This is a genomic window from Pseudarthrobacter sp. NBSH8 (assembly GCF_014217545.1).
GTDB lineage: Bacteria > Actinomycetota > Actinomycetes > Actinomycetales > Micrococcaceae > Arthrobacter.
The window spans coordinates 164,298-187,959 of the sequence record NZ_CP043178.1 but is presented as its reverse complement, the minus strand read 5'-3'; the positions used below and the strand labels follow the sequence as shown (position 1 = coordinate 187,959).

Genomic DNA, 23,662 nt, shown 5'->3' with positions numbered 1-23,662 from the left:
TCTCTTCGGCACCTGCCTTGGTCCTCAGTTCTCTGCACTCACCCCGCTCTGTCCCATGACTGGTGCAGCCGACTCCTGATCGGAAAATGACGCAAGGTCATGCAACCGCCTGTGTGAGGCTGACAAGGTAGCCGAGGGTTTTGAGCTGACGAATGGCCTTGGCTTGGCCTGTTCAGGTTCCGTCTTCAGGTAGGAGCCCGAGCCAGGATCCGTGTAAACCTCACCGTTGGCGAGCATGTGCCAGGTCGCGGTCAGGATGATGTGTACGATTGCGTTGACCCGGCCGCGCCGGAGGGCGATCAGCTTGTATTTGACGCTGACGTAAATGTTTTTGCCGCGGGACGCGGCCATCTCGGCGATGCCCAGCGCGCCCTTGAGATATTCGTTGCCGGGCATGATTCTTGTCGATTTCACCCGGCCGGCGGATTCATTGGATCCCGGGCAGACACCGGCCCAGGATGCCAAATGCGCGGCCGTGGGAAATACGCTCATGTCGCCACCCGTTTCAGCGATGATCACGTCAGCGACGAGCGTTGAGATACCAGGGATCGTGCAAAGCGCTTCTCTGGTCGCACGAAAGGGCTCCATCGCCCTGTCGATCTGCGCCGTCAGCACGGAGATAGTTCGGGCAAGCTGATCGATGCGGCGTCTGCGCCAGGCCTGCCATAACGTGGTCCGTTAGTGCGATATCGAACGCTTCGCGCAGGTCGATCAGGTCATCAATAACCTCCAGGTCACCCACCATGCCGGTGGCGCCGGTCTTCTGGCCAAGCAGGACGAAGCAGCCGAACAGCAGCATGCCGATCAGGTTCCCCAAAACCAGGACGGTGACTGTGTCGGCAAAGCCGAGGCCGAGATGAATGCCGAGTGAGTCGGCTGGCTTTCCCCCTCGGACGCCCCCGGACGTCGTACGGGGCTATGACGCGGCGAGCCGGGTGGCCAGGTGCAGCGCAGCGAGCCTGCCCGTTCCGCGGGGGTCGCCGCCGCAGAGGGAGAAGATCCGCTGCAGTCGCTGGTGCATCGACTGCCGCTCCAGGTGCAGCTCACGGGCAGCCTGGGCCGTGTTGCAGCCGGAATCCAGCCAGACCCGCAGCGTCTCCACCAGCGCGGAGTTTCGTTGGGAATCGTGGACGAGGATGGCACCGAGCTGCTGGCCGATAAATTCCGTGCGCTGGGCCTCATCCAAGGAATGGAACGCAAGCCGCTCCACTGCGAAGGCCTCGGCGTCGAGGACCGCTCCGGACTGTCCTGACCCGGCCCTGAGCGGTCCCGCGCCCGTCCCGAGGTCAAGGGTCAGCCGGGCTTCCGTCAAGGACCATGGTGCGGCGGAAATTCCATGGGCCACCGGTCCGACCGCGCTGACTGTCCCCTCCGGCAATGCAAGCGACTGCAGTCCGGCCACAATTGCGTCCCGGTCTTCCTGCATCCTGGCGGGGCGGAGGACGGCCAGCGCTAAGAGTTCCGCGTTGTCCGCGTAGCTTGCGCCGTGATGCCCCACCCGCTCCAGCAGTTGCTCCACAGCCATTCTGGGTTGGCTTGAGCCAGGAGACCGGACCACAACGGCCACCAGTTGCGCGGACAACGGGATCCCCGCAGCCGGGGCGAGCTGCTGGAGCCGCCAGTTTTGCGTTCCTGAATCGACGGCGCGGATCAGCGCAGCACCCGCCATCTCCTTCAAGCCAGGGGGCATGCGCTGCAGCAGGGCCAACGCCAGAATGTCCACCGAGCGGTTACCGGCGATCCTCGTCAGGTTCACATCTGCCCCGGGAAGGGCATGAAGGGTGAGACGGGCTGAAGGGATGCCACGCACGGACACGTCAACCTGGATGTTTCGTGCCCGATCCGGCGAAGACTCGATGGACGCTGTGAGGTCCGGCTCCTCGGCATGGCCTGCCGGCAGTGCACTAGCCAACGGGGCACCAGAGGTGGACGTCAGTACAACTTCCGCGCCGGTAGCGTCCGCCAGGACAGCCAGGATCCGGTCAAGACTGCCGCCATGGGCAAGCTCCACCGCCATGGCATGGCTGGCCCGGTCAGCCTGCTGCAGGTGAGCAGCTGACTCGCTCACAAGCAGCGAGTTGATGGCTTCCATGACGCCGACAAAGGGCACCACTTTTCGAAGCTCTATCAAGGGAAGACCAGCGGCTTCAGCTGCCGCCACCATCGAGGACGGAATCGACGGCAGCACAGTACCCGTCTCGATGGCCAGCGCAGCCACGCCACGCTCCGCCAGCTCCCAGATGTAGCCAACACGCCGTTCATCAGTTGCGGAGGTGAGCGCCTGTCCGCCGGTGAGCAACAGTTCACCGCCGCCAAGCAGCGGCGCAATGTCCAAGACCTCACTGGAGTGAATCCAGCGCAGCTGCGTCTGGGCCGCGATGGCCGCCGCTGCCCGGATCACAGGATCCGCCGGGGTCAGGGTGGAGTGTTTCAAGACATCCTGCAGGCGTATAGACATGACACTCCGTCGCGTTATCTAATGATCTCTACGACACATTGTATATGGTCTATGTGGCGTGGCCCACATAACCTTGAGGAATCAACATCCCCTCAACGGAGGCCCCAATGCAGCAACCCACCTCAACCGCTGGAGCCGGACAGCAATCTGCGCCTGAAGATTACGAAGCCTGGCTTCAGCCCATTCCCGAGTCCCAGCGCACGCACAAAGTTTCCGGTCAGTTCTGGATCTGGGCCGGCGCAAATCTTGCACCCATCAACTGGGTGCTCGGTGCACTCGGCATTCATCTCGGCCTCGGCTTTGCCGACACAGTCACCGTCCTGGTTTTGGGGAACCTGATCGGCATGCTGCTGTTCGGCTGCTTCGTCCTGCTTGGCCAGAAGACCGGCGCCACCGGCATGGTCCTGGCCCGGGCAGCCTTCGGCCGCCGCGGCAACTACCTGCCGGCCGCCATCCAGGCGCTCCTGGTGATCGGCTGGTGCGCAGTCAACACGTGGATCATCCTGGATCTGGTGATGGCCCTCTTCGGCACACTTGGCTGGGTTGACCCCACCGCCCACAACTACGCCTGGAAGATCGGCATTGCCACCGCCATCATGGCCGCGCAGGTAGCCATCGCCTGGTTCGGTTACAAAGCCATCGCGGCATTCGAAAAGTGGACGGTCCCGCCCACCATCATCATCCTGGCCGTGATGTCCGCAGTGGCCTGGTTCGGCATGAAAATCGACTGGGGTTACGCCGGCCCTGCCGGTCAGATCCTGGAAGGATCCGAGCGCATCGCCGCCATGAGCGCCGTGATGACAGCCATCGGCATCGGCTGGGGCATCACCTGGTTTACCTACGCCGCCGACTACTCCCGGTTTGTGAGCACCGAAGTCCCCAAGCGGAAGGTGTACCTGGCATCAGTTCTGGGCCAATTCATTCCCGTGGTGTGGCTGGGAATCCTCGGCGCCAGCCTGGCCACCAACAGCGGTGAAATCGACCCGGGCAAGCTCATCGTCCAGAACTTCGGCGTCCTCGCACTGCCGGTGCTGCTGATGGTGCTGCACGGCCCCATCGCCACCAACATCCTGAACATCTACACCTTCTCGGTCGCAACCCAGTCGTTGGACATCACTATCAGCCGGCGCAAGCTCAACCTGTTCGTCGGAGTTTTCTCCCTGGCCGCCGTCGTCTTCTTCATCTTCCAGGAAGATTTCGCCGCCGTCCTGGACGCATGGCTCATCGGGCTGGTTGCCTGGGTAGCGGCCTGGGGCGGAGTAATGCTGGTCCACTACTTCTGGCTCGAGAAGCGTTGGCCGGGCAACCCGGACAGGCTCTTCGACGCCGTCGGAACCAAGCGCCTTCCCGGCGTCAACTGGGCTGGCGTCGCCTCACTCCTGATCGGCATCTTCGCCACCTGGCTGTTTATGTACGGACTCGTACCGGCGATGCAGGGCCCCATTGCTGTGGCCTTGGGCGGCTGGGACCTCTCCTGGCTCGCAGGCGGCCTTGCGAGCGCCGGCACCTACGCCATCCTTGGCCCGAGGTTCCACCGCAGGTACCTTGACTCCGCCCTCCCGGCTGCCATCGTGCTTCAGGCGACTGCCGACCTGGGCTTCGCCACCCGGCCCAGCGCACCTGCCGAACTCTGAAACATTGACACTCTGCCGGACCTGAAACTCTAGGAACAAGACATGACCTTTGAAGCATTCGCGGATTCCTCCCATCCCATCACCTGGCCTGAGGGTAAGCGGGCAGCAGCTTCGTTCACGTTCGACGTCGACGCCGAGTCGTGCACCATCGCCCACGATCCGAAGAGCACGCGCCGGATGTCCCTGATGACCCACCAGTCCTACGGGCCCAAAGTGGCGGTACCGCGCCTGCTGCAAATTCTCCAGCGGCAGGACATCCGGGCCACCTTCTTCGTTCCCGGCTTCACGGCAGACTGTTACCCGGACACGGTCCGGCGCATCGTGGACGCCGGGCACGAGGTGGCCCACCACGGTTACCTGCACGAACCCATGCAGGGGATCGACGCCGGGACCGAGGCACGCTACATCGACCGCGGGCTGGAAGCTCTCGCCAAGGTCGGCGTGGAGCCGGTAGGTTACCGGGCGCCGTGGTGGGAACTGAATTGGCATTCCCCGGCGCTCCTGGCGGACCGCGGCTTCCTCTATGATTCGAGCCTGCTCGACGGCGACGCACCCTACCGCGTCAGCGTCGCCCCCGGCGACAACCGGGACATCGTGGAGATCCCGGTCGACTGGACCCTTGACGACTGGGAACAGTACGCGTTCTATCCTGGCGTCACCGGCAGCGGAGTCATCGAAAGCCCGGCCAAGGTCCTGGAAATGTGGACCCTGGAGGCGGAGGCACACCATGCCCAAGGCAGTTGCTTTGTCTTGACCAACCACCCGTTCATTTCGGGTCGGCCGTCCAAGGCAGTGGCCCTGGAACAGCTGATTGACCGCGTGAAATCGATGGACGGCATGTGGGTGACCACCATGGAGGAGATCGCCGAGCACACCCGCAGGACGGTCGAGGAGGTCCACAGCCACGCCCGGATCGAGGTCCAGTCCTTCCCGGACACCGGAGCCCGGTTCACCGCAGCCGCCGTTCACCACCGGATACCAGTCGGCAGCCACAGCCGGTAACCCCGGCTCCGCCTGAATCACAACGGAGGCACAGCAACGCAAAGGGAACCGCCGACGGCGACAGTCACCTGTCGCCGTCGGCGTTTTCCGCGTTTCCTCGTTGACGTCAGTCCGTCACAGTGGGTGTCCATCCGAAGCGACCACGCGCTCCACGTCCGCTACCTCGGGATAGGCGGCCTGCGTTCCCTTGCGGGTGGTGGCCAGCGCGGCGGCAACCGAGGCGAAGGCGGCGGCGTCAGCCAGCGGCGCGCCGGCTGCCAGGCGCGCGGCTACCGCGCCAGTGAAGGCGTCGCCCGCGCCGGTGGTATCCACGGCCTTGACCTTTATAGGTGCCACCCGGACCAGCTGTTGCCCGGAAGGCGCCAGCGAATCCAGCACCATTGAGCCGTGGGCCCCCAGCGTGACCAGGACACGTTGGAGTCCCCGTTCGGCAAAGTGCCGCCTGACCGCTTCCCAGTCGCTGGCATCCGCGTCGTGGCCGGGGATCGCGGCGGAGCCAAGGAACAGCGACGCCTCGTGGGCGTTGACCAGCAGGATGTCGGTCAGGTCCGCCAGCTGCTGCGGGATCTCCGCGTAAGGCGAGAGGTTCAGCAGAACTGTGGCGCCGGCGTCGCGCCCTGCCCGGGCAGCGGATTCCACCGTGTCAAGGCTGACCTCAAGGCAGAGACAGACCACCGCGGCGCCGTCGAACGATTCCGCCGCGGCGGCCACGTCCGCTGGCGAGAGGGTGCCGTTGGCGCCGGCGGAGATGATGATGTTGTTCTCGCCGTTGGAATCCACGGCGATGACGGCGACGCCCGTGGCCTCAGTTGACGAGGTCCGGACGCCGGACACGTCAACCCCGGCGCCGGCGGCCGATGACAGGAGCATGTGGCCATTGGCGTCCACACCGACGGCACCCACAAGGCTGACGTCCCCGCCCAGGAGGCTGGCGGCGACGGCCTGGTTGGCGCTCTTGCCACCCGGGTTCACGGCGAATCCGTTGCCGTGCACCGTTTCACCGGGCAGCGGAAGCCGCTCGCAGTAGATCGTCAGGTCCGCGTTCAGGGAACCGACGACGACGATCCTGGTTTGGGAGCCGGCCGTTGCGGAACTCATTCGGCTACCTCAGCCTCGACGGGCTTGGGGATGAGGAGCGACGCGGCAAACGCTGCGACGGTAATGACCAGGCCGGTGACCACAACGGTCATGTACGACGCCGCGGCATCGCCGAGGGCCGAGGTGGCCACCAGCACGGCAGGCAGCACCAGGAAGCTCAGGCCGGCACCCAAGTTGAAGGCGCCCGCGTTCATGCCGGGCAGGAAGCCGGGGTTTCCGGCGGGTGAGAGGACAACTCCGAGTCCGTTCAGCATGATGTTGACCGTACCGGCGTACATGATGCCCAGCAAGACGGTTCCGGCGATCATCATGGGCAGGCTGCTGAGGCCGAAGAACGCGATGATGGCCAAGGCGGCAATGCTGCCGAGCATGCCAATGCGCAGGACCTTGGTGTAGCCGAGAATGGGCGCGAGCCGGCCGCTGATGGGGCCCACCAGCCAGCCGAGCAGGGCGTACGGGGTGAGGATGATGAGCGACATTTCGGTGGGGCCGATGCCGAATCCCGGGTCAGCGGCCTGCACATACGCCGGCACAATTCCGTTGATGACGGCGAAAATACCGGTCATGGTCAGCGTGGTGGTCAGCAGCGGCGCCCAGGTGGAGCGCTGGCGCAGGTGGACGGTTTCCACCATGGGCTGTTTGGCCCGCTTTTCCACGGTCCAGAAGCAGTAGAACGCGACGGCGGTGACCACCACCAGTCCGATCGCCAGCAGGAGGGTGCCGGGGGCGAAGGCGCCCACCAGCTTGGAGCCCTCGTTGAGGGCGGTGAGCAGCGCACCCACGGCGACGACGATGAAGAACACGCCCAGCCAGTCCATGGAGGTGCCGGCGGCGGGCTTGCTTTCGCCGGCGAGGACGGCAATCAGGGCGGTGGCGACGACGGCCAGGACCACCATGAGCCAGAAGATGCTGCGGAACCCGAAGTGCTCGGCGAAGTAGCCGCCCACGAACGAGTCCACGCCGGCCACGCCGCCGTTGACCGCGGTGATGAGGCCCATAAGCGTCCCGTATTTGCGCGGGTTGCTGACTGCGGAGCGCAGCATGATCAGGCACAACGGCACGGTGGGGCCACTGACGCCCTGGATGATGCGGCCCACAAACAGCCAGGTGACGTCCGGGGCCATGGCCGCAATGACGGATCCGACGGCCATCAGGAGCATCATGCCGATCAGGATCTTCTTGCGGCCGATGATGTCGCTCAGGCGGGGCAGGAAGAGGGAGAACAGGGCGGCTGCGGTGAAGAACCAGGTCTGGGAGAGGCCGATCACGGCCTGATCGGTGTTCAGTTCCTTGCCCATGGTGACCAGTGCAGGGCTGAGCATGGAGGCGTTGAGCTGGAAGGCGACGCACGCGGCCAGCAGGGCGACCATCAGGGCGGTGACGTTGCCCCGGCTGGTCTTTGACTCGGTGAGGGTGGCACTCATCTACTTGCCTCCCGTGGCGGCTGCAAGGCCGGCAGCTTCAAGAACGGCCGGTTCGCCGATGCGCACCAGGGCATCCGTGACGAGGTCCCAGAAACGGGCGTGGTCCAGGTCAACGGCCACGGACGTGGTGCAGTTGTCCGGCGCGGGGGCCCGGAAGTCGGCCACGGTCATGCCAAGGGTCAGCGTGCCCTGGAGCTCGATGTCCACCGGAACCTTGCGGGTGGTGACGATGCTGGGATCGATCACGTAGGCCACCGCGCACGGATCGTGGACGGGCGGGAAGTCAAAGCCCTGGGCGTCCTTGTAGGTCTGGGTGAAGAACGCCATCAGTTCCATCACGAACTTGGCGGGTCCGGTGCCCACGGCGGCGATCTTCTCGACGACGTCCGGGGTGGCGAGGGCCTGGTGGGTGAGGTCCAGGCCCACCATCACCACCGGCCACTTCTCGTTGAACACGATGTGGGCGGCCTCGGGGTCGATGATGATGTTGAATTCGGCCACGGCGCTCCAGTTGCCCACGTGGTAGCCGCCGCCCATCAGGACAACTTCCTTGACACGTTCCACAATGCGCGGTTCCTTGCGGGCTGCCAGCGCGATGTTGGTGAGGCCGCCGGTGGGAACAAGCGTGACCGTGCCGGCTTCGTGGGCCATCACGGTTTCAATGATGAGGTCGACGGCGTGGCGCGGGTCCAGTTCGATGGTGGACTCGGGCTGCGCGGGGCCGTCCATGCCCGTCTCTCCGTGGATGGACGGCGCGGTTTCGATGGTGCGGACCAGGGGCCGGCCGCAACCGGCGGCAAAAGGCACTCCGGTGATACCGGCGATGGTCCCGACTGCGAGCGCGTTCCGGGTGACCTTTTCGAGCGTCTGGTTGCCCACGACGGTGGTGACTGCCAGAAGCTCAATGTCGGGGTTGCCGTGCGCAAGCAGGATAGCCACGGCGTCGTCATGCCCCGGGTCACAGTCAAGAATGATCTTCTTGCGGGCGGGTTTTATCGGTTTGGATTCCACGTTAAATCTCCACGTCATTGGGGCCTGCCGAGGCAGTGGCCGAAAGTATTCAGTGTGATCATGGCACCCGTCCGGGCCGCGCGTCAAGCGCTTGACGTTGCTGCAGGTCAAGCGCTTAACGTAGTGGTGGGTGGCTTCGCTTCACCGGCCTACTACGATCGAGGTATGGAATCCGCGGAGCAGGTGCAGCCGTCCGTCCGCCCGCGGCGGATCACGGCGGCCATGGTCGCGGCCCGCGCTGGCGTCTCGACGGCGACGGTTTCCCTGGTGGCCAACGGCAAGACTGCCGGCCGCGTCTCCGAGGACAACATCGCCAGGGTGCGGGAGGCCATTTCCGAGCTCGGCTACGTCGTGGACAGCCTGGGCAGCTCGCTGGCCAAAGGCGTCAGCTCCATGGTTTTACTCGTGGCCCCGGACATCTCCAACCCGTTTTTCGCCAAGGTGATCGCCGGTGTCCGGGAGTCGCTCGGGGCTGATTACCAGCTGCTGCTGTCCGTTACCGATGCCGGGGAGTTCCCGCAGGCGGACGACGTCCGGAAGCTGATGGCGCTCCGGCCGGCCGGGCTTCTGGTTGACGCTCCCAACGCCGAATTCCTGGAAGAACTGTCCGCCGCCGGCCCCGTAGTCCTGTTGGACGCGCCGGGGCTTGAGGCCTACGCCCCGTCCGTTAATCTGGACGTTGCGCACGGCGCGCGCCAGCTGGCCGCGCATTTGGCGGATGTTGGACACCGCCGGGTGGCCTACGTGGACAGCGTGACAGGCACGGCCACATTCGAGGTCAGACGCCGCGCCTTCCTGGCCGCGGCCAACGCACACGGAATGTCGGTGCCCGCTGACGGCATCATCAGGACCACCATAGACGTCGGCGCGTCCGCCGCCGCATTCGCCGCAGCCTGGCCGGCGTGGCAGCATTCCGGGGTGACCGCCGTCGTCTGTTGCACGGACACCCACGCCTACGGGGTGCTGCAGGAAGCACGCGTGGCAGGCGTGCAGATCCCGGCCCAGCTGGCCATCGCCGGCTTCGATGATCTGCCGTATTCCGCGACGAGTAATCCCAGCCTGACCAGCGTCCATCTGCCGGCAACCTCGCTGGGGCTGCAGGCAGGTGGGCAGCTGCGACGGCTCATGGAAGGCCACCGGTTGGAGCAGCCGCAGCTGACGCTGGAAGGCTCCCTGGTGGTCCGCAACTCCACTTCGGCATAACACTGCGCCAGGCATGACAAGCCGCTGTCACACGCCCGCCGTAAGCTGTGTGCATGCCGAGTAACTGGGACAGCCTGGACATCAGCCTGCGTGAATCCGTACAGGAGAACGTGGAGATCTACGAGCGCGTCCGCCCTGCCCTGAAGCTGGTCACCAAGGACGTTCTCCACATCCTCCGCGACATGTTGAAGGACACCGAGGTCACACCGCTGTTTGTCACGGGGCGCACCAAGTCGGTGGAATCGTTCCGGGAGAAGATTTCCCGGATTGAGGAACCGCTGGAACCCGGCGGCCCCCCGGTGTTGAAATTCCCGGACCCGTTCCGCACCCTCAACGACATGGTCGGCGTGCGCGTCATCACCAAACTGCCCACCGAGAATGCCTTAGTGGCCAACATCATCAAGCGCCAGCGGCAGGTATTCGACTGCCGCGGCGACCGCGAGAAGGACATCGGTTCCATCGAGTCCGGCACCTACGGCTATTCCAGCCGCCACCTCATCTTGCGCACAATCCAGAACGAGGCCGTCAAGAATTACCAGCAAGCCGTCAACCCGGAGATTCCGGCCAACGGCAGCTACTTCTTCGAATGCCAGATCCGCACCGTCTTCGCCCACGCCTGGAGCGAGATCGAGCACGACATCCGCTTCAAGGCCGAGGACCCCCGCGCCTGGACCCCACATTTCGATCGGCAGTTCACCGCCACCGCCGCCATGCTGGAAACCGTGGAAAGCGCCTTTGCGGACCTGCACGAACGCTACGAGGAAGTCCGCAGCTACTGGGATGTCGAGGGTGAGGGGGCCGCGCAGCTCACTCCCAACCGGATCCGTGACGTCTGGCGCACGCTGCTGCCGCACGTGGACCGCAAAGTCGATGATGACTGGGGCTGGGCCGCCGAGCTCATGGCCGCCCACGGACTCAACCAGACCGTCCAGCTCGCCGGCCTGCTCAGCGCCCAGCGGATCACCGAGGTCCGCAAGGCGCTGGACCACCGCTACTCCCCCGGCCCGGACCGCCTGCTGGATGACCTCCTGCTCTGGCAGTACGGCACCAAACACATTGACCTCACCGCAGAGACGCCCGACGCCGTCCCGCACCCGCGGCGCGACAGCCTCCTGCGGCGGCTCAAACAGATCGAGCGCTACCGCCAGACCAAGTCCAAGTAGGTCAATCGCGGAGCCGCAGGATTATTGGGCACCCTGACATTCAACTACCCTTGACTCAAGGTGGAGGCTGTTGTAAATGGATCTCCGATGCTCCCGGTTCCAGCCCAGCGGCAAGATCCGGCACCTGTTTTTGCCCCTCTCTGACAAGGATTCCGCCATTTCCACGGACGCATTCTTCGCCACGCTCACACGGATCCGCAACGTCATCCTGCCTGCGGCCGCACGGTCCTGGCTGAACACGCCGCGGGGGCTCCTCACCGGCTTCATCCTGGTGCACCTGGGCTTCCTGATCTTCGCCGCGCTGCTGTCCCTGCGCGGCGAAGCCTTCAGCGACACCTTCATTTACCGCGACTGGGCCCGGGCGGGTTTCGACGAAGCGAACCTCAGCGGAGGCCCCAGCCCGTGGGTATACCCCATCCTCGCGCTGATCCCCATGGCGCTGGCAGGCCTTGCCGGTCCCGGACCGTTCTTCTTCCTCTGGGTGCTGATGACCACCATCCTCAACGGCTGGGGCCTGGCCAAGCTCACTGACCGCGGCCGCAACCAGAACGCCATCCCCGCGGGCTGGTGGTGGCTGATCTTCACGCTGCTGATGGGCTGGCTCGGCTTCGCACGCGTGGACGGCCTCACAGCACCGATCGTCCTGGTGGCCCTGGCCTATGGTGTGGGCCGGCCGTTCATCGCCTCGATACTGCTCGCCACGGCCACCTGGGTGAAGGTCTGGCCGGCAGCAGTGATGCTGGCCCTCTTCGCCGTCGTCAAGAACCGCCTGCTGGTGGTGCTGGCTGGCGTGGCCACGTCAGCGGTGGTGGTGGCACTCGCCGCCACGATTGGCAGCGTGCCCAAACTACTGAACTTCCTGACCCAGCAGGGTGACCGGGGCATGCAGCTTGAGGCAACGTTCACCACCCCGTGGCTGTGGCTGTCCGTGTTGAACATCGGCGATTCCCGGATGTACATGAACACCGATATCAACTCCATGCAGGTGGACGGCCCCGGCACCGCGGTGATGTCAGTGCTGATGCAGCCGCTCCTCATCCTGGCCGCGCTGCTCGTGGCAGGCCTGACCTTCTGGGCGCTGCACAACGGCAAGCTCAACGGCACCGGCAAGGCCGACGACGGCGTGGACCGCACCGAGCTGTTGCTGGCCGGAGCACTCACCCTGGCCACCGCCTTTGTGGTGTTCAACAAGGTGGGCTCGCCCCAGTTCATGGTGTGGCTGGCCCCGGCCGTGGCGGTGGGCCTGGCGCACAGCTGGCGTGAGTGGCGGGTCCCCGCGGCCATGCTCATCGCCATCGCGGTGGCAACGTTCTTCATCTACCCGCTCTTCTACGATGCCCTTAGCCACAACAACCCAGTCATGGCCGGCGTGCTGACCATCCGCAACGTCCTCCTGGTTGTCCTGTTCCTGTGGTCGGTCCGGCGCCTGTACTTCCTGGGCAAGAAGACGTCCTCGTCCGTCCCCGCGCTCAAGGAGTCCTGAGATTTCCACGAAGTTCTTCGACCGGCTGGTCAGCGTCCGCAGCACCGTCCTGCCCGCGCGAGGGGTGGACTGGTTTACCCGTCCTTCCAGCGTCTGGTGGGGCTTTGCGGTCATCCACCTGTATTTCCTGGGCTGGATGGCGTCGTTTTTCCTCAACGGCGATACGTTCAGCGACACCGAGCAGTACCGTCAATGGGCCACGGACGGCTACAACCCGGACAGTCTTGACGGCAAGATCAGCCCCTGGGTGTACCCGGTGCTGGCGCAGATCCCGATCTTCCTCGCGAATATTGCCGGACCCAGCCTGTACCTCCTGTGCTGGTTCCTGATCATCACAGCCCTCAACGCCGTCGGGCTTGCTTTCCTGACCCGCGGACCGCGGAAGGTGAAGGGCATCGCCCCGGCCTGGTGGTGGCTGTTTTTCACCGTCTTTATGGGTTACCTCAGCTTCGCCCGGGTGGAGGGCATCACGGCCCCCATCGTGCTGATTGCCCTGCTGTACGCGGCCGAACGCCCCGTGGTGGCGGGGATCCTGCTGAGCATCGCCACCTGGCTCAAGGTGTGGCCGGCAGCGGTACTGGTGCCGATCGTTATTGCCAGCCGTAAGCGGATCCAGGTGCTGGCCTCCGGGGTGGCGGTCACCGCCGTCGTGGGCCTGGGCACGTACCTGTCCGGCGGCCTGACGCACATCATGGACTTCCTGACCAACCAGGGCGAGCGTGGCATGCAGCTTGAAGCCACGTTCTCCACGCCGTGGGTGTGGCTCAGTGTCTTCAACATCGCCGGGTCCAAGATGGCGGACAACACGGCCATCAACTCCACCGAGGTGTACGGGCCCGGCGCCGACGTGGCCGCGTTCCTGATGCAGCCGCTGCTGATCCTCGCCGCCATGGTGGCGGCCGTCCTGCTGGCCCGGGCACTGAACCGCGGCGCCGAGCGGGAGGAGCTGTTCCTTGAGGGCGCGCTGATGATGACCACGGCGTTCATCGTGTTCAACAAGGTGGGTTCGCCACAGTTCATCATCTGGCTGGCGCCGGTGATCATCGCGGGCCTCACGCACGACTGGGAGCGGTGGAAGGTACCTGCTGCGCTGCTGATGGGAATCGCGATGACCACATTTGTGATCTACCCGTTGTTCTACACACCGCTCATCCACGCCCACCCGGTCATGGCTGCCATCCTGACAACACGCAATGTTCTCCTGGTGGTGCTGCTGTGGTGGTCGGTGAAGCGGACCGCGGAGCTTGGCCGCAAGTCACAGGCGGCCCCGCAGACGCGGGCCGCCTGAGGTGACACTCCCCGTCGAGTTTCGGGGCAACACCGCCGTTTCCCGTGCCACAAAACAGAACCATACCTTCCCCCGGGCGGCCGGAGGAGCCTACCCAAAAAGGTAGTTTGAACCATCCCGAATTGGCGTTTCGCCTGCCTGCAAAAGACTGGACGATGGATGTCAGGACTAGCTGTCCACACCCACCTGTAGTTCACGGCAGAAAGAAACAACACCATGAAGCTCCAAGTTGCTATCGACCTCCTGACCACCGAAGCCGCCCTCGAACTTGCCGGCCAGGTCGCCGAATTCGTTGACATCATCGAGCTCGGTACGCCGCTGATCAAGGCCGAAGGCCTCTCCGTCGTCACCGCGATCAAGAACGCCCACCCGGACAAGGTCGTCTTCGCTGACCTGAAGACCATGGACGCCGGCGAACTCGAAGCCGACATCGCCTTCAAGGCCGGCGCTGACCTGGTCACCGTGCTTGGTGCCGCCGACGACTCCACCATCGCCGGCGCCGTCAAGGCTGCCAAGGCCCACAACAAGGGCGTTGTCGTTGACCTCATCGGCATCGCAGACAAGGTCACCCGTGCCAAGGAAGTCCGCGCCCTGGGTGCGAAGTTCGTTGAGATGCACGCCGGCCTGGACGAGCAGGCAAAGCCCGGCTTCGACCTGACCGGGCTGCTCCGCGCCGGCGCAGAAGCCCGCGTTCCGTTCTCCGTCGCAGGCGGCGTGAAGCTGGCCACCATCGCAGACGTCCAGAAGGCCGGCGCCGATGTCGCCGTCGCCGGCGGCGCCATCTACGGCGCAGCCGACCCCGCGCTGGCGGCCAAGCAACTCCGCGCCGCCATCAACTAACCACCACCCCTCGGAAAGACCGGCGGGTCTCCTGGACCATCTCAGGAGCTGAAGCTCATCCAGACCCGACCCCCATTGGAAAGGCAGCCCGATGCTACAAACTAAAGATTCTTGCCTTGATACGTGGATGGGCCAGGAGGCACTCGCCGAGGCCATGATTCCGGTGATTGGCCGGCTGTACCGCGAAAACAACGTGGTCACCAGCATTCATGGCCGGACCCTGGTCAACAAGTCCACCATGGACATCCTCAAGGCGCACCGGTTCGCGCGCCGGATCAGTAAGGACGAATTGCGTCCGGAAGAGACCGCCCCGCTGCTGGAGACCTTGCTGCGGCTGGAGCCCGGCTCGGCCGCGATCGATATCGCCCTCCTGAGCCAAAAGTTCAAGGCAGAAGGCGACGGCGCCACCCTGGAAGAGTTCCTCCGCGCCGAACTTGCCGAGGTAGTGGGCAAGCGCGGTGGCGATGACCGGACCAGCACCGACGTCGTGCTGTACGGTTTTGGCCGGATCGGCCGCCTGCTGGCGCGCCTGCTCATCGAAAAGGCCGGTGGCGGCCAAGGACTGCGCCTGCGCGCCGTCGTGGTTCGCCGCGGCTCCGATAACGACCTCACCAAGCGCGCCAGCCTCCTGCGCCGCGACTCGGTCCACGGCCCCTTCCGAGGCACCATCCGCGTGGACGAGGACGCCAACACCATCACCGCCAACGGTGTGCGGATTCAGGTCATCTACTCGGACAATCCTGCCACGATCGACTACACCGCCTACGGCATCCACAACGCCTTGGTGGTGGACAACACGGGGCGCTGGCGCGATGCCGAAGGCCTGTCCCAGCACCTGCAGAGCAAGGGTGCTGCCCGGGTTCTCCTGACGGCTCCGGGCAAGGGCCCGGTCAAGAACATCGTGCACGGGATCAACCACGGCAGCATCGAGGATACGGACCGGATCGTCTCGGCAGCGTCCTGCACCACCAACGCGATCACCCCGGTCCTGAAGGCCATCAACGACAAGTTCGGCGTGATCCACGGCCACGTTGAAACCGTCCACTCCTTCACCAACGACCAGAACCTGATCGACAACTTCCACAACGGCGACCGCCGCGGCCGCTCCGCCGCGCTGAACATGGTCATCACCGAAACCGGTGCCGCCACCGCAGTAGCGAAGGCCCTCCCCGAACTCCAGGGCAAGCTCACCGGCAGCTCCATCAGGGTCCCCACCCCCGACGTTTCGCTGGCCATCCTGAACCTGAGCCTGGAAAACGGCACCACCAAGGACGCGGTCAACAACTTCCTGCGGGAAATGTCACTGCGCTCGGATTTGCGCAGGCAGATCGATTACGTCGATTCTCCTGAGGTCGTTTCCACCGACTTCGTCGGCTCCCGCCGCACCGGCGTCGTGGACGGCCTGGCCACCATCGCCAACGGCAAGAACCTCGTCCTCTATGTCTGGTACGACAACGAGTTCGGTTACAGCTGCCAGGTCGTCCGCGTCATGGAAGAGATGGCCGGCATGAAGCGCCCCTCCTTCCCCGCTACGGATGTCGTTGAGGAAGCCATGTCGGTGCTTGCCGCTCTGGCCTAAATTCAACCGCCGCTTATCTCGAGCCGCGGCCACCACCAGCCAGCCGGAGACGCTACCGGTGGGCAGCAACAGAAAGGTACATCAACATGAGCATCACCTTCCAGCCCAGCGAGCTCTTCGCAGGGGAACTCGACGAATCCCTGCTCGGCGCGCCGTTGGCCGAGGTACTCGGCGACGAGATACCAACGCGAATTGCCATTCCCTTTACCAGCGACGACTCCCGCATCCTCTCCGGAGTCTGGGAAGCCGACCCAGGCCTTTCCCGGTGGGAGTTCCTTGAGCGCGGTGAGGCGATTCATGTCCTTGAAGGCCGCATGGTGGTCACCGAGGATGGCGCTGAACCGATCACCCTGGAGGCCGGAACAGCCGCCATCTTCCCGATCGGTTGGCAGGGGACGTGGGAGATCCAGGAACGGATCCGGAAGTTCTTTGTGATCTTCACGTCCTAACCGCATTAGCTGTGCCGCGTCAGGCCCGGGGGTACCCCCGGGCCTGACAGATTTTGGCACGTGCCGCACCATCAAAAGGCATTCAGGTGCCCTGCTGTAAACCTTCTCCTATGATTTGAGCCGAAACATGAAAATTGGAATCCTCACCAGCGGTGGCGACTGCCCCGGCTTAAACGCCGTTATCCGCGGCGCCGTCTTGAAGGGCATTGCCATCCACGGTCACGAATTCGTGGGGTTCCTGGACGGCTGGCGCGGTGTGGTTGAGGGCGACGTCATCGATATTCCCCGCACTTTGGTCCGGGGCATCGCGAAGCAGGGTGGCACCATCCTTGGCACCTCCCGCACCAACCCGTTTGAAAACGGCGGCGGGCCGGAGGTTATCAAGGCCCACATGAAGCGACTGGGCATCGACGCCATCATCGCGATCGGCGGTGAGGGAACCTTGGCTGCTGCGAAGCGCCTGACCGACGCCGGGTTGAAGATTGTGGGCGTCCCGAAGACCGTGGACAACGACCTTGACGCCACGGATTACACGTTCGGTTTCGACACGGCCGTGCAGATCGCCACCGAGGCCCTCGACCGGCTGCGCACCACTGGCGAATCGCACCACCGGTGCATGATCGTAGAGGTGATGGGCCGTCACGTGGGCTGGATCGCACTGCACGCCGGCATGGCGGCAGGTGCCCATGCCATTCTCATTCCCGAGCAGAAGGTCGGCATCGAGCAGATTGCCCAGTGGGTGAAGGAAGCCCACGCTCGGGGCCGCGCACCACTGGTGGTGGTTGCCGAGGGGTTTGTCCCGGACCATATGGAATCCCCGCACTCCGAGCGCGGCCTGGACAACTTTGGGCGGCCCCGGCTCGGTGGGATCGCGGACCAGCTGGCCCCGGAACTGGAAGCCCGGACCGGCATCGAAACGCGTGCCACCATTCTGGGCCATATCCAGCGAGGCGGCGTGCCGTCAGCGTTCGATAGAGTCCTGGCCACGCGACTGGGCATGGCAGCCGTCGACTCTGTGGTGGAAGGCTTCTGGGGCACCATGGTTGCACTGAAGGGCACGGAGATCGAGCAGGTGGGCTTCAAGGAAGCCCTGGGCCAGCTAAAGACTGTGCCGCAGAACCGCTACGACGAAGCCGCAGTCCTGTTCGGCTGAGCTGCCCAGGCTGGTCGCACGGCGGCCAGGGGGCCGAGGAAATCGGTTCGCTGACCGCGGAGATCCTGCCAACGTCTGAGCGGGGCTCCCCTCAGACGCTACCTTCTTGATTCCTCGCTGCCTGGTCGAGAGCTTCCAACACCCGGGCGTTGTTTGCCGCGTCCGTGAGGTCGTAGCTGAGAGGTGTGCCGTTTAGGACGCTTCCGGCGAAGCGTTCTCCCGTCCGGACGAAGTGGTTTCCGCCGCCGGCAAAGCGGAGCATGCCCGCAATGCTGGTGTCGATCCGACCGTCGTCGTTGGCGTCGCGGTAGTTTCCAAAGGCGGCGACATGAGCTGGCTCGTGCCCCGCGACCATCCGGCTCATGTTGACGCAGTTGCACCCAGCATCGAAAAGTGCGCCACCGCCGAGCCCCGCATACCAGCGGATGTTGTCGTCCCCGCCCGCATCAAAGGAGTGTGCAACGTGGACAAAGGTCAAAGTGCCCACCGCACCGGCCGCAAGCAACTCCTGCAGCTTTTCAACGTCCAAGGATTTAAGAATCCACTCGAGGTGCAGCGCGTTCGGCAGCGAAATGTAAACAGCGTCAATGTCCGGGGAACCGAGCAGCGCCCCATAAGAGCCAAACGCCTGGGGCACGCCGTGCCTATCGGCGTATTCCCTGGCCTTTTCCTCGGTGCCGGAGGCAATACCTACGACCACACCGTTTTTGTTTCCTGCAACGCCGGAGTGGTCTTGCGGACGACGCCAGCTGGTTTCAGCAGATGCGATTTTTACTGAGTGCCTGGACAAGAGCCGAGAATTTCAGTGTCAGATCATCCCATAAAACCCAGGCGGGAGGCGCGGACGCTGCATGACCTTAAGCGATACATCATTTTTATATTGTTCCGGAAAGAGACATTCCGTTACGGCCTGGCAGCTGGTCGGTTTCGGGTCCTGAGCGGTAGTGACAGCCATCAGGACACGGTTCGGTTATGATGCGACGAGCTGGAGTTCGTAGCCGTCCTGAATGTGGAACAGACGGCGGCCATCAACAGGGTCATGGACCCAAATGATGTCGCCTTCCGCTGTCCGGGCGTCCACTAATCCGACATACTCTGGGCGGCCGCGGCCGATCAACTGCACCTTGTCTCCAACTTGGACATCGTCCCAGCCGGACCCTCCCACTCGATTCATCCCTGAAGTCACCGTTCTCTCCTCGTTGTATGTTTAGCAGCAGCATCTAATGGACTGACTCAACCGGACGACGGGGAACCTCCCAAAGGAGAGGTTGACGGTGAAACGGTCACGGCTGTTCCACCGCCCGGCCTGTCTGCTCCCGGGTCTCGCCATACGGAACAGTGTCGCTGAGTTCGAACGTGTACCGGGCTGGATCATGCCGGGTGACCCGAATGCCGGCAGACCCATGGGCCATAGCTGCTTGCCGGAGCACGGCTTCTGCCTCGTTAAGCAAATCGTAAAGTTCTTCAGGCCTGTCGATTAGGACTTCCACAGACTCGATGGTCTGACTATTCATGTCAACACTTTCTTGTGACGTTCTTGCCCCTGCAGCAACAGCAGGTGTTGGCTGGCTGTTGCTGCAGGGGCAAGTGGCGGCTTCAGTGATCTGATTTATAACCGCCTGATGGGGAAGGCCTCGAATCGTGTCGCTTAGGACATGGAGCCGTGGGCGGTGAAGAAGCCCAGGCCGTAGTCGGGGGTCTCGAAGGTGATTTCCGCTCCCTTGGGGAAGAAGAGTACGTCGCGCTCCTTGGCGTGGGTCACCTCTCCTGTGGCCCGGTCGGTGAGGATGAATTCACCCTTCACGACAACCTTCATTTCGTCGCACGTGTACGTGTACACCAGCGGCTCTGAGGCCTTGAGCTCGAAGAACCCGGAGCTCATGACCGAACCGTTGGGGTGAGTGAGGGAGTCGCCGATGGCGGCGTCGACTCCCGGGACGTTCATTGACGGCAGTCCGATGAAGCCGTTTTCCACTTTGTGGATGGATCCGGCTTTGGTGAACGTTCCTAGTGCTGTGGTTTCCATGATCTCTCCTGTGGATAGTGTTATGAAATTCTGACTTGTCTTTGTCAGAACTTTTTATCTTTGCCAGAACCGTCCATCTTTGGATGGTTCTCTGTCGATAGCCTTTATTGGTGATTAGAAGATCACGTAGAGCTTGCGCAGCGTCTCGTGAAGCTCCCAGTTGCCACTCCAGCCACGGGGGATGAAGATCGTGTCGCCGGGACCGACGAGCTCGGGCTCGCCGCCGTCGGGCGTGATGGTCATGGAGCCTGAGAGGACGTGCACAAACTCGTTCGTTTCGAGTACCCAGCGGGAGGGTCCTGCGGTGCATTCCCAGATGCCGGATTCGGCACCTTTCCCGTCTTTCCACAGATAGATTCCGCGGGTGTCCATCGTCTGCGGTCCGATGGCTTCAGGGCAGGGGCCCCAATCGTCCAGATCCGTAGCGTTCTTCGCATCCCGGATGAGGGCTGCGGAGATGGAGGTTGTCTGTTCTGTCATTTGATTTGCCTTTCAAAAAGTTATGGGACTTTCACTGGTGAAGGGAGGCTCTGCTTCATTGCGGTCCGGATCCCTCTGAGGCGCCGGCACTGAAGGGTTTCGGCGGTGACCGGGCGTCTCGCCATTATGGGTATGTCGGGATCAGACTTCGGAGTACCGGAAGGAGTGTGATTCCAGACCCTCGGGGTTGGGGCCGTAAATGGTGATCATCCGCGCGTAGACGGGTGCCCAGTATCGGCCCAGGCTGCCCGGGTTGACGCGTGCCGAATCGCCCGGCCTCAGGACAACAGTCTTGCCCTGGCTCTCAATATGGAGTTCTCCCTCCAGCACGAAAGCGGTTTCGCTGTGCGGGTGAAAGTCCTCCCAAGCACAGGAATCCAGCGTCCATTCCGAGAGGATAAAGTCATCCCAGCTGCCTACCGGATGGGAATTGATAAACCGGCAGCGTAGCCGCCCGTATTCTCCACCCAAGGCCTCCAGGGGCCTTGCCGCCCAGAAGTCCACTGCATTTCCCGTCGTCACTGGCGGGGACTGAATGGCGCGTACATCATTCATGGCTTCAACCGTTTCAAGAGTCGGAAATCTTCTAACAAGACGTGCCCGGTGAATGTCTGTTTCATCGCGTGATAGTGAGGTAGACCACCGTGCTGCGATAGACACTACATGAACAATTGTTCAAGTCAAGCGTTCATGCTAGATCCATTGGAAATGACGCGGGTCGGAAACGGGTTCGCGAAATCTTCAGTTGAACCATTGACTTGAACATTCGTTCCTGTCACAGTATGTGGACGACCAGCGTGACTGGCATCACACCAGCCGAACTCAAAGCAGAGCCCGGCTGGCCCTCTGGGAATCAGGGGATGCATGGTTCGCGGCAATCTTCTCCGGGAGCCCTGACCGGGCTTCAGAGGTGATCGTCAGCGCAGTCCCCACGCAAGTGATGAACAGTTCTTAGATAAATCTTTCGCAGCATCCTACAAAAACGCCGGAAAAGCATCACGTTATCTGCCCCAGCGGCATCTGCGGGGAACGTTTCCTGCCAGTACTTCGTCGGGCACCCCTGCACCCGGACGTCTATCCGACCGATCAGTAAGAGACCGCGAACACCACCATGATGTGCTGCGTTCCGCGCGGCCTGAACCAGGAATTGGAGTTGGACATTTGAGCATCATTAATATCGATAAAAAACCTGACACCGCGCCCCCCGAACTCACTGAGGAACCCGCGCCTAAGGTCAACTGGCGGGTCTTTATCATCGCGTCAGTCATTATTATTGCTTTCTCTATCTGGGCGATGCTGGTGCCTGCCGGCGCCCAGTCCACCATGAAGACGGTGGTGTCCTGGATCGCGGAGAACGTCGGCTGGTTCTACGTGCTCACTGTCACCGTCGTCATAGGGTTTGTCCTGTGGGTGGCGCTGTCCAAGGTTGGTTCGGTCCGGATGGGCCCGGACCACTCCCGTCCGCAGTACAAGCTCTTCACCTGGGTGGCCTACCTGTTCGCGGCCGGTGTGGGCATTGACATGCTGTTCTACTCCGTGACCGAACCCATCACCCAGTACATGAATCCGCCGGAGGGCGCAGGCCAGACGGCCGAGGCAGCCCACGAAGCCGTGGTCTGGACCATGTTCCACTACGGTGTGGCAGGCTGGGCCATGTACGCCCTCCTTGGCATGGCCATGGGCTACTTCGCTTACCGGTGGGGCACTCCGCTGTCCATCCGCGCAGCCCTGTATCCACTGCTCGGCAAGCGCGTCAAGGGCGGCCTCGGCGACACGATCGACATCATCACCCTGGTGGGCACCGTTTTTGGTGTGGCTACGGCCATGGGGATCGGCGTGGTGCTGCTGAACGTCGGCTTCTCCATCATGTTCGGTCTCGAAGAAGGCCTGGCGCTGCAGATCGCGCTGGTGATTGTCGCCGTCATACTGACCATCGCGGCGTGCACTTCCGGCGTTGACAAAGCGATCCGCTGGGTCGCGGAGCTGAACATCTGGAGCGCCGCAGCGCTTCTGGTGTACATGCTGGTGACCGGCCAGACCTCCTTCCTGCTCAATTCCCTGGTGGAGAACATCGGCCGCTTTATCTTCACCCTGCCTGAACGCACCCTGCAGACGTTCGCATACCAGGAAGGCGGCTCGGAGTGGATGGGCGGCTGGACCCTGTTCTTCTGGGCATTCTGGCTGGCCTGGGGTCCGTTCGTGGGGCTCTTCCTGGCCCGCATCTCACGCGGCAGGACCCTGCGGGAGTTCGTCATCGCCGCCGTCACCTTCCCGGTGCTGTGCGACTTCCTGGTTGTGAGTATCTTCGGTAACAGTGCCTTGCACGAGGTCCTGAACGGGAATGAGGCGTTCGCGCAGCTGGCCATTACCAGCCCGCAAGAGGGCTGGTACGCGCTGCTTGGGATGTTCCCCGGAGCGCCTCTCCTGATAGGGCTGGGCACGTTGTCCGGCATGCTGTTCTACCTCACCAGCGCCAACTCCGGCGCCATGATGATGTCCAACTTCTCTTCCCACATCACCAATGCAACCCAGGATGGCGCCAAGTGGCTCCGGATCTTCTGGGCCTTGGTTACCGCGCTGCTGACCATCGCGATGCTGGTGGCCGGCGGCGTGACCACCATGGAATACGCCACGCTGATCTTCGGTCTGCCGGTGACGATCATCGCCTGGCTGGTGATGGCCTCGTTCACCAAAGCGCTGCGGATGGAGAAGGCCGATCGTGAGGGCCGCGTGCTGCGGCGGCAGTCGATGGCGGTGCACGGCGGTAATGCGGCGGACCGCACTTGGGGCCAGCGACTGGCACGGGTACGCTCCTACGCGTCCAAGAACGACGTGTCGGCGTTTATTGAAGCCACAGCGCGACCGGCGCTGGCCGAAGCCCTCGATGAGTTCACGAAGCAGGGCCATGAGGCAACCCTGCACACCCTCCCGAACGAACACACGGGCGTCCCCAGCCATGTTCTCGTGGTCACCATCCCGGACCACCGCGACTTCCACTATCAGATCCAGGCTGTAGAGGCTTCAGTGCCGAAATTTGGCAGGCATAAGAGCCATGAAACCGATGTCTACTACCGCGTGGAAGTGTTTTCTCAGACCGGCTCCGAGGGCTACGACCTGATGGGCGTAACCTGGCAGCAGATCATGGAGGACGTGCTGGTGCGTTACGAGGCCCACCTGAGCTTCCTGACCTACTCGAACGAGTACGACCACCCCACTCTCATCACCCCGCCGGCACCGCCGACCACGGGTACCCTCGCATAGGCGAAGCTGCGGATGTATCGAACATGGTGGGCACCTTCGTCGCCCACCATGTTCGATCGCCTTACCGCATCGTGTCCGCGCCAAGGCTACAGAGCCGCTAACTGTCCGCC

22 protein-coding genes are annotated in these 23,662 nt (G+C 63.4%); 11 read left to right on the top strand and 11 right to left on the bottom strand.

The features are described 5' to 3' along the window. Positions 1 to 24: 24 nt before the first annotated feature. The 3 genes from FYJ92_RS00805 to FYJ92_RS00795 form a co-directional block, all read right to left on the bottom strand. On the bottom strand, positions 25 to 588 hold the full coding sequence (locus FYJ92_RS00805; RefSeq protein WP_255482443.1) for an IS110 family transposase: 564 nt from the start codon (positions 586 to 588) through the stop codon (positions 25 to 27). Further along, positions 521 to 817, bottom strand: coding sequence for a hypothetical protein (locus tag FYJ92_RS00800; protein ID WP_185262172.1), 297 nt, complete (start codon positions 815 to 817; stop codon positions 521 to 523). The genes FYJ92_RS00805 and FYJ92_RS00800 overlap by 68 nt, the downstream gene beginning before the upstream one ends. A 99-nt stretch (positions 818 to 916) precedes the next feature. Then, positions 917 to 2,458 carry a PucR family transcriptional regulator gene (locus tag FYJ92_RS00795; RefSeq protein ID WP_185262171.1) on the bottom strand — a complete coding sequence of 514 codons (1,542 nt, stop codon included), beginning with the start codon at positions 2,456 to 2,458 and terminating at the stop codon, positions 917 to 919. 107 nt (positions 2,459 to 2,565) lie between these two features. Between FYJ92_RS00795 and FYJ92_RS00790 the strand changes: the two genes are divergently transcribed. Both FYJ92_RS00790 and FYJ92_RS00785 read left to right on the top strand, forming a co-directional pair. Next, positions 2,566 to 4,092 (top strand): cytosine permease, encoded by a 1,527-nt coding sequence (locus FYJ92_RS00790; RefSeq protein WP_185262170.1) that lies wholly within the window; start codon positions 2,566 to 2,568, stop codon positions 4,090 to 4,092. A 42-nt stretch (positions 4,093 to 4,134) separates the two neighbouring features. Continuing rightward, positions 4,135 to 5,094 carry a polysaccharide deacetylase gene (locus tag FYJ92_RS00785; protein ID WP_185262169.1) on the top strand — a complete coding sequence of 320 codons (960 nt, stop codon included), beginning with the start codon at positions 4,135 to 4,137 and terminating at the stop codon, positions 5,092 to 5,094. Between the two features lie 114 nt (positions 5,095 to 5,208). Here the strand turns inward: FYJ92_RS00785 and FYJ92_RS00780 are convergent, their stop codons facing one another. The 3 genes from FYJ92_RS00780 to FYJ92_RS00770 are packed head-to-tail and all read right to left on the bottom strand — an operon-like array spanning position 5,209 to position 8,645. Then, the gene (locus FYJ92_RS00780) at positions 5,209 to 6,192 is read right to left on the bottom strand and encodes a ribokinase (RefSeq protein ID WP_185262168.1); all 984 of its coding nucleotides are present in this window, start codon (positions 6,190 to 6,192) and stop codon (positions 5,209 to 5,211) included. Next, entirely contained in the window at positions 6,189 to 7,616 is a 1,428-nt protein-coding gene (locus tag FYJ92_RS00775; RefSeq protein ID WP_185262167.1) for an MFS transporter, read from the bottom strand. The genes FYJ92_RS00780 and FYJ92_RS00775 overlap by 4 nt, the downstream gene beginning before the upstream one ends. Continuing rightward, positions 7,617 to 8,645 (bottom strand): nucleoside hydrolase, encoded by a 1,029-nt coding sequence (locus FYJ92_RS00770; protein ID WP_185262166.1) that lies wholly within the window; start codon positions 8,643 to 8,645, stop codon positions 7,617 to 7,619. It abuts the gene before it with no gap. Between the two features lie 147 nt (positions 8,646 to 8,792). Between FYJ92_RS00770 and FYJ92_RS00765 the strand changes: the two genes are divergently transcribed. From FYJ92_RS00765 to FYJ92_RS00730, 8 genes are all read left to right on the top strand, one after another. Further along, positions 8,793 to 9,830, top strand: coding sequence for a LacI family DNA-binding transcriptional regulator (locus FYJ92_RS00765; RefSeq protein ID WP_370526279.1), 1,038 nt, complete (start codon positions 8,793 to 8,795; stop codon positions 9,828 to 9,830). Between the two features lie 53 nt (positions 9,831 to 9,883). Then, complete coding sequence (locus FYJ92_RS00760; protein ID WP_185262165.1) at positions 9,884 to 10,993, top strand: GTP pyrophosphokinase family protein; 1,110 nt, start codon at positions 9,884 to 9,886, stop codon at positions 10,991 to 10,993. Between the two features lie 157 nt (positions 10,994 to 11,150). Beyond that, entirely contained in the window at positions 11,151 to 12,476 is a 1,326-nt protein-coding gene (locus tag FYJ92_RS00755) for a glycosyltransferase family 87 protein (protein WP_255482442.1), read from the top strand. A 64-nt stretch (positions 12,477 to 12,540) separates the two neighbouring features. Next, entirely contained in the window at positions 12,541 to 13,764 is a 1,224-nt protein-coding gene (locus FYJ92_RS00750; protein ID WP_185262163.1) for a glycosyltransferase 87 family protein, read from the top strand. A gap of 216 nt (positions 13,765 to 13,980) precedes the next feature. After that, a complete protein-coding gene (gene hxlA, locus FYJ92_RS00745) occupies positions 13,981 to 14,604 on the top strand; it encodes a 3-hexulose-6-phosphate synthase (RefSeq protein ID WP_185262162.1) in 624 nt (207 codons plus the stop codon). Positions 14,605 to 14,731: 127 nt separating this feature from the next. Then, a complete protein-coding gene (locus FYJ92_RS00740) occupies positions 14,732 to 16,183 on the top strand; it encodes a glyceraldehyde-3-phosphate dehydrogenase (protein WP_255482238.1) in 1,452 nt (483 codons plus the stop codon). A gap of 86 nt (positions 16,184 to 16,269) precedes the next feature. Then, a complete protein-coding gene (locus tag FYJ92_RS00735; RefSeq protein ID WP_185262160.1) occupies positions 16,270 to 16,632 on the top strand; it encodes a cupin domain-containing protein in 363 nt (120 codons plus the stop codon). Positions 16,633 to 16,759: 127 nt separating this feature from the next. Continuing rightward, positions 16,760 to 17,785: an ATP-dependent 6-phosphofructokinase gene (locus FYJ92_RS00730; protein WP_185262159.1), complete on the top strand. Its 1,026-nt coding sequence runs from the start codon at positions 16,760 to 16,762 to the stop codon at positions 17,783 to 17,785. A gap of 91 nt (positions 17,786 to 17,876) precedes the next feature. Here FYJ92_RS00730 and FYJ92_RS00725 read toward each other — a convergent pair whose 3' ends face one another. From FYJ92_RS00725 to FYJ92_RS00705, 5 genes are all read right to left on the bottom strand, one after another. Then, complete coding sequence (locus FYJ92_RS00725; RefSeq protein ID WP_370526080.1) at positions 17,877 to 18,485, bottom strand: Gfo/Idh/MocA family protein; 609 nt, start codon at positions 18,483 to 18,485, stop codon at positions 17,877 to 17,879. Between the two features lie 583 nt (positions 18,486 to 19,068). Beyond that, entirely contained in the window at positions 19,069 to 19,299 is a 231-nt protein-coding gene (locus tag FYJ92_RS00720) for a hypothetical protein (protein WP_185262157.1), read from the bottom strand. A 134-nt stretch (positions 19,300 to 19,433) separates the two neighbouring features. Next, entirely contained in the window at positions 19,434 to 19,811 is a 378-nt protein-coding gene (locus FYJ92_RS00715; protein WP_219729677.1) for an ethanolamine utilization protein, read from the bottom strand. Between the two features lie 114 nt (positions 19,812 to 19,925). After that, positions 19,926 to 20,291 carry a cupin domain-containing protein gene (locus tag FYJ92_RS00710; RefSeq protein WP_185262156.1) on the bottom strand — a complete coding sequence of 122 codons (366 nt, stop codon included), beginning with the start codon at positions 20,289 to 20,291 and terminating at the stop codon, positions 19,926 to 19,928. A gap of 141 nt (positions 20,292 to 20,432) precedes the next feature. Then, positions 20,433 to 20,846 carry a cupin domain-containing protein gene (locus tag FYJ92_RS00705; RefSeq protein WP_219729676.1) on the bottom strand — a complete coding sequence of 138 codons (414 nt, stop codon included), beginning with the start codon at positions 20,844 to 20,846 and terminating at the stop codon, positions 20,433 to 20,435. Between the two features lie 606 nt (positions 20,847 to 21,452). Between FYJ92_RS00705 and betT the strand changes: the two genes are divergently transcribed. Beyond that, positions 21,453 to 23,552, top strand: coding sequence for a choline BCCT transporter BetT (betT, locus tag FYJ92_RS00700; protein WP_370526079.1), 2,100 nt, complete (start codon positions 21,453 to 21,455; stop codon positions 23,550 to 23,552). The last annotated feature ends 110 nt before the right edge of the window (positions 23,553 to 23,662 follow it).